The 1,334-nt window shown below is 47.6% G+C and carries 2 protein-coding genes; both read right to left on the minus strand.

The features are described from left to right. On the minus strand, positions 1-409 hold a 409-nt coding region (locus R7E00_RS23645), incomplete at its 3' end, for a spore coat protein U domain-containing protein (protein WP_318124673.1). Further along, positions 406-1,334 (minus strand): fimbria/pilus outer membrane usher protein (locus R7E00_RS23650; RefSeq protein WP_318124676.1); only part of this gene is annotated, 929 nt, incomplete at its 5' end. The genes R7E00_RS23650 and R7E00_RS23645, both read right to left, overlap by 4 nt.

Consider the following 1,334-nt stretch of genomic DNA (forward strand, 5'->3'; position numbering starts at 1 on the left):
CATAAAGAGGGAACTCAACTTGGTCTCCAAACAGCCCCAACAAATCTAACAAGTCGGTGTCTGTGAAGGTGTGCAATTGGCCAAAAACATACTCTTGTGAAAGGCTTGAATCGCCAAAGATCTGATAGTTAATTATCGAACTGGCATCTCCTTGGGTGGTCATCTGCCCACCATTGAGGCTGGTAAATGTGACGGACACATAGTCGCCACTCAACAACGACACAAGTGTCGAAAAGTCACATGTTATCCCCGCATGCGGCTGGGCTGAACTTTGTTGCTGAGTGCTCGACACCGTAAATGAGGAAACGCTACCAAACTGGATTGAAGGTGTTGACGCAGTGAGCTGACAAGCTATTGTCGAGCACGAGAAAAAGAGAAGTAGACTAGCCAGCCAGCGATGCAAAATCATAGTGCCGCCTCATCTTCTGTTTTGAGGCAAACCAGACTATTCAGTGTTTGTATTTTTTGACTCTCGCGCTCATACAACCCTTCAATTGAAACTTTACATGGTGACTGCCCTTGAGGATAAAACAGAATGTAACTGCCCGGGTCAACACCTTCAAAGTAGGTAAACCCATCCCACCCAATTTGACTGACTAATCCTGTCTCTGAACGCCCAAACGTGCCAAGCGGCAGGACTAGGTGATTTTCATCCACAACGGTCATACTCAATGCAATTTGCAGCTCAATGGGAAACTCTAATAAATAACCGTAACCTGCATGTATCGAAGCGAACTGCTCTGTCGTCGAAAATGCCGCATTCGCTGGTAAAGTGAGTGGGTCAATTTCATATTTGGCGGTGTAATACGCGGTAGCCCAAGGCACTAGCAAATAGCCATCCTCGTCAGTCACGCCAACAATTTGGTTTTCATATTTAACCGGAATACCGTCAAAACCGCTGGTGCTGACCACGGCAAAGCTGTCATACACTTCGTTAGCAGGGAAGATTTTGCCATCCAATGTCGAGACCGAACCCGCCATTTCCGCAAAATAATCATAATTCCCACTGGTGCCATTGAGCCCTCCTCGAAACTGAGCCCACGAGGCACGATAGGTCAAATCGGCTTGCTTACGGTTTTCAGGATCTTCATTGAGGTCATGCGCTAAATTGATACCCCACCCACCTTTTATAGGCGCGAGGCGACTGTAACCAACGCGTCCTCGCACATCGCCATCATCTTCCCTTTTCAGCGTTAAGCCGGCACTGCCCCCAAGCGAACCAAAGGGCAACGAGAACTGCGCTAATGTCACTGCCTGACCACCAATACTGTGGTTGTAAGAGAGCGACATATTAATGTCAAAAGGCAGAGCATAACTGTACGTAAGATTGAGTG

This window comes from Vibrio sp. Vb1755, assembly GCF_033338635.1.
In the GTDB taxonomy this organism is placed as follows: domain Bacteria; phylum Pseudomonadota; class Gammaproteobacteria; order Enterobacterales; family Vibrionaceae; genus Vibrio; species Vibrio alginolyticus.